We start from the raw sequence: 9,232 nt of genomic DNA, 5'->3' as shown, positions 1-9,232 counted from the left end.
GTTGAGAGCGAGCCTTTCATTCGTTGACTCGGCCGGCTTCCGCATTTGGGCTTAGCAAACTGCTCAGGATCAACATGGCGGCGCCACCGACGATAGCAATATCCGCCAGGTTAAACGCAGGCCAATGCCAGGACAGCCAGTAAAAATCCAGGTAGTCGATTACATGGCCTCGAAATGCGCGATCAATCAGATTCCCAACTGCCCCGCCCAAGATAAGGCTATAGCCTAGGGCTTCGCTTTTGGCTCTGCGTTTACGCAATATCAGAGCCAGCACGATCGAAACGACCAAAGCTATGACAATGAAGAAGTAACGCTGCCAACCACCCGCGTCAGCCAGGAAGCTGAACGCTGCACCGGTATTCCAGAAGTGAACCAGGTTGAAGAACGGGGTGAGAGGAATCACGGTGCCGACCGGGAGCGAACCCGTAATTGCGCTTTTCAACGCTAGGTCGGCCGAGGCAATGGCTAGCGATAGCATCCACCAGAACCCAGGAGCAACAAGAGGTGATCTAGGAGACGACCTCATTGCATTTCTCCTTGAAGAAGTCGCTGCAGCTCCGCATTACTTCGCCAAGCCTGCTGAAATCCTTAGCTTGGCTTTTTCTGCCCCTAATCTTTTCAATTCAGCTTCATTAGTAATGCCAATTCCGTGTAGTCGAGTAGACACAGTTTTACCAATATTTCTTAATCCACACATAGGTTTGCTAACCATGGCTTAATGCTGGATGAAACATAACAGTTTATTCTATGGAACGTTCCGTATATCACCTGACTATGTATCACTTGCTAACTTTCGTATAAATATTGAATTTAATAACTATGATTCAATGTTTTAGCTAAGATTAACACAAGCAATGCTAGGACAAAATACGGAATAGGCTAGTTTATCTCACTATTGTTTACGGCAAGATAATACCTACCACGAATCTACTAACCTATTAATTTACCTTATTAATTTTTAGTTTCTCATATTTTAGTCAGGAAGATATATGGAGTGTTCCGTGTATCTAGCCTTTATTGCTGTATATTTATACAGCATTATGGCTCTTTACATGCTTTCACGCGATAGCAAAGAGCGCTATCATAGCTAGGAAGCCTCTGATGTGTCTGCGACAGCGAGATTGTGTCTGAAATTTTTCAGATCGAGATGCCAATAGCGGGGCTATTGCACCCTGAAGGAACGCGGTAGTATTCTTGAGGAAGTACTCTTGGGGTAGTAAGATTGGTGGCAGCAGAGCTGCCCTTAATTTGATAGGGTTCAGGCGCAAAATATGTGTTGCATGACACATCAGAGGTTCCCTAACATGGATAAATTTGATTTTGACAACGACTCTGCTGATAAGCCCTTCGCAGAGGCCGTTTATTCGGTATCACAGCTTAATGGCGAGGCCAAGGCTCTATTAGAGTCAAATTTTCCCTCGATTTGGGTCGAAGGTGAAATCTCTAATCTGGCACGGCCCTCCTCGGGTCATCTCTATTTTTCGCTCAAAGATGATCGTGCCCAGGTTCGCTGCGCGATGTTTCGCGGCAATAATCGCCACCTACGCTTTAGCCCAGAGCATGGCATGCTGGTTAAAGTCGGCGCACGTGTGAGTCTCTATCCTGGTCGTGGTGATTTCCAGCTCATCGTCGATAGCATGGAAGAGGCTGGCGCTGGCGCACTGCAACAAGCCTATGAGCGTCTTAAGCAACGTCTTTATGACGAAGGGCTGTTTGCCGATGAACACAAACAAGCGTGGCCGCAAATACCCAGGCAAATCGGGGTGATTACCTCACCAACAGGTGCTGCACTGCGCGATATTCTCAGTGTGCTGAAACGGCGCTTTCCTCTCACGTCGGTGATTGTCTACCCGACACCCGTGCAAGGTGAAGGCTCTGGCGCGAAAATCGCGCACGCCATTCAAGTCGCCGGACAGCGCGACGAATGTGATGTGCTTATTGTCAGTCGCGGTGGTGGCTCGCTCGAAGACCTCTGGGCCTTTAATGAAGAAGTGGTGGCACGGGCAATATTTGACTGTCATATTCCGTTGATTAGCGGTGTCGGTCACGAGGTCGATTTTACTATTGCCGACTTTGTTGCTGATGAACGGGCACCAACGCCATCAGCTGCAGCGGAACTCATCACACCTGACCAGAACGTATTATCACAGCAGTTAAAACTTGCACAACAAAACTTGCTCAGCTTAATGAAAGGCTTGCTGCAAACACAGCAGCAACAATTAGACTGGCTCGAAAGACGTTTAGCACAGCGTCACCCAGGACAATGGTTACGCTTACAGCAACAGCGCCTAGTCGAGATCAAACAACGTTTGGTTAGCTCTCAGCGACACACGCAACGTTATTTTAACGAACGTATGATTGCGCTAAGCAAGCGCATAATGCAACAAAACCCAATCTACCGCCTACCACATTGGCGCACACAACAGCAGTCGTTACACTCGCGCCTTCATCTAGCTTACCAACAACAATTCAAATCAGCCAAGCAACGTTTGCAACATGCCAGCCATAACCTTAACACCGTCAGCCCGCTTGCCACGCTAAGTCGCGGCTATGCCATCGTGACACAAGCTAATTCAAATGAGGTGATAGCCAATGCTGCGATGGTGGAACCAGGCAATGAAATCGATGCGCGGCTACACCAAGGCAGCCTGCGCTGTAAAGTCGTTAAAAGATTAAAAAATTAGCTCAGTAAATCTGCCGGGATATTACCACCATTATCTGCCAACTTTTGTAACACTGTCTTATGCAACCACATATTCATTTGTGCTGAATCCGCCATTTTGTCATCGGGGCAACCTAACTCAACCGCCAATTCTTTACGCACACCAAAGCTGCTGTCCAGACCCAATAATTTTAGCAAATCGACAATAGAAGTTTTCCAATTGAGCTGTTGTGAGCTCTCACTGGCCAAGCCTTCCAGTTTGGCAACAACATCTACCGAGTTCATCGCTACAGGCACTACAGCCTCTACTGCTGGCGCGACCTCTGCTGTAGTCGCTGGTACCGCAGTCGCAGCCACCTTCATTACACTGGCAATACTCTTTTCTTTTTTATCATCACCAAAACCAATTTTAGCTAAAATAGAACTAAAAATACTCATATACTTTCCCCTTTAAGTGGTTGGATTAATAACTGCATCACTCGCAATAGTACAAGCCATTAGAGTACAGAGCAAACCAAATAATTGTTGCGCAACATGCCCCCTACAGATCATTTATGTCATTTTTATTATTCTTCTACAGTATCAACTGAGACCTGAAATAAAGCCTGCACCTTATCCAGACCCAAGCCTTTTAACTGCGCTATATTCCGCTCTGGAATTTGATCAGAATCCGGGTAGTTGGCAATGACCTGTGCCAGACTATCTTGCCGAAGCAAGTGCAAGAGAGGGTAAGGACTCTTATTAGTATAGTTCTCTACATCATCGGGCTGGGTTCCGAAAAACTGATAGTGCGGATGAAAACTGGCAACTTGGTAAACATCTACCAAGTCCATTTGTTTCAGCAAACCATCGCTATAATCCAGAAATTGATTGTAGTCATAAAAATCCAGTAACACTTGAGGATGAATTAACAAGGTTGTTTCAATGTCGGTATCGGCCTCCAACAACTGCAACTCATTCTGCAAGTCCTGCAATAAATGTTCTTCAGTTATCGCGTCTGACACAGTAAAACGTACTCGATTTCTCGCTAATTCACGCTTGGCAAAGGGGCAAAGATTTAATCCCACAACCAGGGCCTCTAGCCAATGCCTTACTGTTATAATTATTTTATCGTGTTCCATGAATTGAAGGCTTGGTCAAACTATTATGAACTTGAATATCAGTGTATCAACAAAGCATTCTCTCTGCCGTTTTAGTTATTCTATCGCATTACTATTATTAGCGATGGCCAGCAGCACTGTCTCTTTCGCCACTAACCTGCCGCAGGCCAATGCAGTGCCTGGTGGTGTTGCGGTTATTGCACTTAGCGATGATGTCGATTTTAGTCAGGTTCGATTTGGCAAAAAACGAGTGATGACCGTGGTAGATGGTGATCAATGGTATGCCGTAGTCGGTCTAGGCTTGAATACGACACCCGGCACACAATCACTAAGCTATAAAAACAAAAATGGTGAAACTAAAAAGCTTTCCTTTAACGTTGTAGATAAAAGTTATCGCGAACAACGTATTACGCTAAAAAATAAACGTCAGGTCAACCCTTATAAAAATGACCTTGAGCGTATTGCCAAAGAACGAAAATTGATTGGTGCTGCATTTTCAAAGTGGACAAACCGTAGTGATATCAATATGCAGTTTGAACAACCGGTTGACGGGCTGTTTAGTAGCCCGTTTGGCTTAAAACGTTTTTTTAATGATCAACCACGTAACCCACACAGCGGGTTGGATATTGCCGCAGCAACAGGCACACCGATTTACGCGCCCGCCAAGGGTGCTGTCATTGAATCGGGTGATTTCTTTTTTAATGGTAATACGGTGTTTGTTGATCACGGCCAAGGCTTAGTGACGATGTACTGCCATCTGAGTAAAATTAATGTCATTAACGGTGATGAGTTACGGCGTGGCGATATCATTGGTGAAGTCGGCGAAACCGGCCGTGTCACAGGCGCGCACTTACACTGGAGCGTGAGCCTTAATGGTGTGCGGGTTGATCCGATATTGTTTTTAGAGAAAGAGGAATAAGCGCACCTTCACACACTACGGCTAGCCATAATTTATCCATAAAGTCCCTTCCACCTAAAAGGCAAGGCTGTTTTGATTTTATCTTTTCTTGGCGTTCTTTTTGACCCGTTTCATTAAGCGTTTACGCTTATATTCTTGCCTTGGCGTAAGCGTATTGCGTCTACCCTTATACGGATTTTCATGCCCCTTAAAATCGATGCGCAAAGGGGTACCATGCAGCTTCAGTAATTTACGAAAGGTATTGGATAAATAACGTTTATAACTGGCTGGCACACGCTCAACTTGGTTACCGTGAACGACAATAACGGGTGGGTTACGACCACCCTGGTGGGCGTAACGCAGTTTAATGCGGCGACTACGTACAATCGGCGGTTGATGTTGAATCACCATGTCTTCGAGCAGTTTCGTTAATAAAGGGGTTGCAAAGTGCTTCATGGCACTTTCGTAGGCTTTATCAATCGAAGTGATCAAGCCACCAACACCCGTACCATGTAGCGCAGAGATAAAATGAATATCAGCAAAATCGACGAAGGTGAGTTTTCTGCTCAAGGTAGTACGAATACTTTCACGTTTGTCTTTTGGTAAATGATCCCACTTGTTCACTGCAATGACCAAGGCTCTACCTGCGGTTAAGGCATGGCCAAGCAGGCGTACATCTTGGTCGGTGATGTCCTCTTGTGCATCAATCACACTGATAACGACGTTACTGTCTGCAATCGCCTGCAATGCTTTAACGACACTAAATTTTTCAACCATATCATCGACACGGCTACGGCGCCGAATACCAGCGGTATCAATTAAGGTATAGGCTTTACCATCACGTTCGAAGGGAATAGTGATGCTGTCGCGGGTGGTGCCAGGCATGTCACAGGTAACAACGCGATCCTCGCCCAACAAACGATTAATCAGCGTTGATTTACCGACATTCGGCCGACCGACAACAGCAATACGCGGGCCGCTGTCTTCAGCGTCATCATCGCTCTCCTCATCAATAGGAAAATCAGCAAGAATTGTCGATAATAAATCTCTCACACCTTGACCATGCGCAGCGGCAATCACAGCTGGCTCGCCAAAACCCAGCGCAAGAAAATCGCTAACGGTACGATCATAGGGCAAGCCTTCTGCCTTGTTAATCACTAACTGAATTGGTTTACCACGGCGACGCAATTGTTGTGCGATAACTTCGTCTGCGGCATTAAGGCCAGCTCGGCCATCAGTGAGAAAACAAACAATATCGGCCTCTTCAATAGCGCTCCAGACCTGGTCTAGTATTAAGCCGTCAATCCCTTCCTGCTGGCCGCTGATACCACCCGTATCGATCACGATGAAGCTGCGATCGTCATACTTGCCCACGCCATAGATGCGATCGCGTGTTAAGCCTGGCTGATCTGCCACTAAGGCATCTCTACTACGGGTTAAACGATTAAATAAAGTCGACTTACCCACATTAGGGCTACCGACAAGGGCGATGACAGGTTTCATATGAAATAGTGTACCAAGTGGCCAATCCAGGCCACGCGGGCCACAGTGTCAATCTAAACTAGAGCCTGTTAACAAGCCCTACGAAGGGGAATGTAATTGAACGGCATGAATGCTACCGTTTTTACCTAAAACGAACAGAGTGTCATCAACAACTGTCGGTGTACTTAAAACACCTTTGCCAGCAACACGGCGACGCGATACAAAGGCACCATCGATTTTACTTAGCCAATGTATATAGCCGTCAAAATCAGCGACTACGACGTAGTCACCGTGTAATACAGGCCCGGTGATTGAGCGACGTTGAAGTTTTTCTTGCGTCCAGAGGGACGCACCTGTGCCAAGATCTAAGGCCCAGACCTTATCGTCTGCATCGCTGACATAAAGCGCGTTGTCATCGGCGGCTAAACCAGCATAAGAGGATAACTCACGTGACCAGAGTGGGCGGCCACTGTCCATACTCAATGCTGAGACACGCCCCTGGTAGGAGGCAACATAGATAATACCCTTATTGACAACAATATCACTATCAATATCAACAATACGTTCAAGCTCAGTACGTCCTTGTGGTACGCCAGCTGTGACACTCCAAATTAATTTGCCATCGGCAATATTCAACATGTCGAGGTGGCCGCTGGCAAAACCGGACAGTACACGGTCACCCAAAGATACTGGCGCACTCGCCCCTTGTAATATCAATGCCGGCGTTTGGCGTTGATGGGTCCAGATACGTTGGCCATTGTCACTACGATGGCCATAAAGGTGACCATCTGATGTCGGCACCACCACGACACCATTATCTTCTTGTGGTGCGGCCAATACTTCGCTGGCGACATTGGTTTGCCAAGCAATTTCGCCGTTGTCTCGGTTTAATGCTAGAACATCCCCTTCGTAACTACCAACATAAATATGTGATTCGCCAACGCCAACACCTCCACCTAAACGGAGCTTGGTATCAACACGCCAAAGCTTTTTACCTTTATCACGCGAAAAAGCGGCAACGTAACCCGCTTCAGTTGCCGCAAAAACAACATTACTGCCGACTTCAAGTCTCAGGCGAGCAAAGCTTTGTTTGGCTTTGCTCGGTAGTGATGACGACCACAGCTTGCGCGTGTCAACACTTTGTTGGATTTTGCTAAGCGGGGTTGGCGGCGCTAGCTTTTTACTTGTTCCACAGGCTACCAGAGCGACAGTAACCAACAAAACCACTAAAACTCTCAACTGTTTTCACCTTCGTCGCTATTTTCTTGTGCCGTTTTGTCTTCGTCATTTTCGCCAAGACTCTCTAACTTCATACGCACATGTTGATCACTGGCAAGCACTGAAGGTGCTGCCAATGCACTTTGGTAGGCTTGACGTGCTTTGCCAACATCACCTTGAGCAAGGTAGATATCACCACGCAATTCTTGGTAATGTGGTTCAAATGCAGGATTGCTACCACTCATCAAGCCAAGGGCTTGGTCGTGGTTTGATTCTGATACCAGGATGCGCGCTAAGCGCAAGCGTGCCAGTTCATCAATACCTTCAATCGCCGGCTTATCGATAATAGATTGTAGTACGCTCTTGGCTTCTTCTAGCTCGCCTGAGCCAACTAATACTTTGGCTTTAATCAAACTGGCAAACCCTGCCTGACTATTGCTGCTATATTCACTCAGAATGTCGTCGGCTTTTTCTGTAATACTCGTGCTATCACCAACGTTAAGTTCGTTTAACAACAGCGCCAACTCAGATGAAGCGGCCTCAGATGTTACCTGTTTATGGTCAAACCAGGCGCGTCCACCAAATAATGCGGCGATACCGACGACAAAACCAATAATGGTTACTGTGCCATTTTCATTCCACCATTTTTTTAGTGCGTCAAGTTGTTCGTCTTCACCGGGATGTGCCGCCACCGGATTCTCCTTAATAGTTTTAATTTGATTATGTTCTAAAATCCTACCCGAATAAGTCTATTAATATCTGAGCAATCGCTGGTTGTGCGAGTTGCTGTTGCGCTTTATCTTCACGTAAAAATTTGATGCTGACGGTTGCTGTACTCACTTCATCATCACCCAAGATCAAGGCCACACGTGCACCAGATTTATCTGCTCGCTTCATTTGGCTTTTAAAACTGCCACCACCACAAAGGCTTTGCAAACGTAATGTTGGCAAATCATTACGCAGAGTTTCTGCCAACACTAAACCCGTAGTCTGCGCCGCATCACCTACCATCACCAGACAAACATCGATCTGTGGTGCTACCTCGTCATTGGCATGACGTACAAGTTCAAGCAAACGCTCCAGACCAATAGCAAAACCAACGGCGCTTGTTTCACGCCCACCCAATTGTGACACTAAGCTATCATAACGGCCACCGGCACAAACCGTGCCCTGCGCGCCAAGCTGATCTGTCACCCATTCAAATACAGTTGCATTATAATAATCCAACCCCCGCACCAGGCGCGGATTGACGCGATAGGCAATACCAACACCATCAAGCAAGGCTTTAAATTGATCAAAATGCTGGCGTGATTCCTCACCCAAGGCATCAATTAATTGCGGCGCTTTAACAATGATTTCCTGCATATCAGCGTTTTTGCTATCAAGAATACGTAATGGGTTTGATTCCATACGACGCAAGCCATCTTCATCGAGCTGGTCTTGGTGATCACGCCAATACTGCATGAGTTGTTGACGATAGCTGGCACGCTCTTGCAGTGAACCCAGTGAGTTAATCTGTAACTCTAGGCTCTCGATGCCCAGCTCTTGCCAAAGCCGTGCACTAAGCATAATAAGCTCGGCATCAATATCAGGGCCTGCCATACCATACGCCTCGACACCCAACTGATGAAACTGTCTATAGCGGCCTTTTTGTGGCCGCTCGTGGCGAAACATAGGGCCGCTATACCAAAGGCGTTGTAATTGATTATGTAGCAAACCATTTGCAATCGCAGCACGTACACAACCTGCTGTACCCTCAGGTCGTAATGATAAGCTGTCGCCATTACGATCTTCAAAGGTATACATTTCTTTTTCGACAATATCCGTCACTTCACCGACTGCACGCTTAAATAGCTCGGTTTTTTCAACTAT

At 46.6% G+C, this 9,232-nt stretch carries 10 protein-coding genes; 2 read left to right on the top strand and 8 right to left on the bottom strand.

Features of this window, described 5'->3' with window-relative positions:
* Positions 1-16 precede the first annotated feature (16 nt).
* Positions 17-526 carry a lipoprotein signal peptidase gene (locus tag JKY90_01740; protein MBL4850991.1) on the bottom strand — a complete coding sequence of 170 codons (510 nt, stop codon included), beginning with the start codon at positions 524-526 and terminating at the stop codon, positions 17-19.
* A 36-nt stretch (positions 527-562) separates the two neighbouring features.
* On the bottom strand, positions 563-697 hold the full coding sequence (locus JKY90_01735; protein MBL4850990.1) for a TfoX/Sxy family DNA transformation protein: 135 nt from the start codon (positions 695-697) through the stop codon (positions 563-565).
* A 607-nt stretch (positions 698-1,304) separates the two neighbouring features.
* Between JKY90_01735 and JKY90_01730 the strand changes: the two genes are divergently transcribed.
* Positions 1,305-2,684: an exodeoxyribonuclease VII large subunit gene (locus JKY90_01730; protein MBL4850989.1), complete on the top strand. Its 1,380-nt coding sequence runs from the start codon at positions 1,305-1,307 to the stop codon at positions 2,682-2,684.
* Here JKY90_01730 and JKY90_01725 read toward each other — a convergent pair.
* A complete protein-coding gene (locus JKY90_01725) occupies positions 2,681-3,100 on the bottom strand; it encodes a DUF3597 domain-containing protein (GenBank protein MBL4850988.1) in 420 nt (139 codons plus the stop codon). The two genes, JKY90_01730 and JKY90_01725, sit on opposite strands and share 4 nt — an antisense overlap.
* Positions 3,101-3,228: 128 nt before the next feature.
* On the bottom strand, positions 3,229-3,783 hold the full coding sequence (locus JKY90_01720) for a DUF1415 domain-containing protein (GenBank protein MBL4850987.1): 555 nt from the start codon (positions 3,781-3,783) through the stop codon (positions 3,229-3,231).
* A gap of 25 nt (positions 3,784-3,808) precedes the next feature.
* Here JKY90_01720 and JKY90_01715 point away from each other — a divergent pair, with 25 nt between their 5' ends.
* Positions 3,809-4,681, top strand: a complete 873-nt coding sequence (locus tag JKY90_01715; protein MBL4850986.1) for a peptidoglycan DD-metalloendopeptidase family protein — start codon at positions 3,809-3,811, stop codon at positions 4,679-4,681.
* Between the two features lie 78 nt (positions 4,682-4,759).
* On the opposite strand, the gene der is transcribed toward JKY90_01715, so the two are convergent.
* The 4 genes from der to hisS all read right to left on the bottom strand — a co-directional run.
* Positions 4,760-6,163, bottom strand: coding sequence for a ribosome biogenesis GTPase Der (gene der / locus JKY90_01710; GenBank protein MBL4850985.1), 1,404 nt, complete (start codon positions 6,161-6,163; stop codon positions 4,760-4,762).
* A 78-nt stretch (positions 6,164-6,241) separates the two neighbouring features.
* Positions 6,242-7,381, bottom strand: a complete 1,140-nt coding sequence (gene bamB, locus JKY90_01705) for an outer membrane protein assembly factor BamB (protein ID MBL4850984.1) — start codon at positions 7,379-7,381, stop codon at positions 6,242-6,244.
* Complete coding sequence (locus tag JKY90_01700; protein ID MBL4850983.1) at positions 7,378-8,052, bottom strand: tetratricopeptide repeat protein; 675 nt, start codon at positions 8,050-8,052, stop codon at positions 7,378-7,380. Before JKY90_01700 ends, bamB begins: the two co-directional genes overlap by 4 nt.
* A gap of 43 nt (positions 8,053-8,095) precedes the next feature.
* Positions 8,096-9,232, bottom strand: a 1,137-nt coding sequence (hisS, locus tag JKY90_01695) for a histidine--tRNA ligase (GenBank protein MBL4850982.1), incomplete at its 5' end; no start/stop codon positions are given.

The organism is Gammaproteobacteria bacterium (assembly GCA_016765075.1).
Taxonomy (GTDB): Bacteria; Pseudomonadota; Gammaproteobacteria.
Note: the sequence above shows the minus strand (reverse complement) of the source record. Positions and strands in the feature narration are given on the sequence as shown.

Coding starts and splice junctions, on each gene's coding strand:
- JKY90_01740 (MBL4850991.1), bottom strand. CDS start 526: ATGAGGTCGTCTCCTAGATCACCTCTTGTTGCTCCTGGGTTCTGGTGG.
- JKY90_01735 (MBL4850990.1), bottom strand. CDS start 697: ATGTGTGGATTAAGAAATATTGGTAAAACTGTGTCTACTCGACTACAC.
- JKY90_01730 (MBL4850989.1), top strand. CDS start 1,305: ATGGATAAATTTGATTTTGACAACGACTCTGCTGATAAGCCCTTCGCA.
- JKY90_01725 (MBL4850988.1), bottom strand. CDS start 3,100: ATGAGTATTTTTAGTTCTATTTTAGCTAAAATTGGTTTTGGTGATGAT.
- JKY90_01720 (MBL4850987.1), bottom strand. CDS start 3,783: ATGGAACACGATAAAATAATTATAACAGTAAGGCATTGGCTAGAGGCC.
- JKY90_01715 (MBL4850986.1), top strand. CDS start 3,809: ATGAACTTGAATATCAGTGTATCAACAAAGCATTCTCTCTGCCGTTTT.
- der (MBL4850985.1), bottom strand. CDS start 6,163: ATGAAACCTGTCATCGCCCTTGTCGGTAGCCCTAATGTGGGTAAGTCG.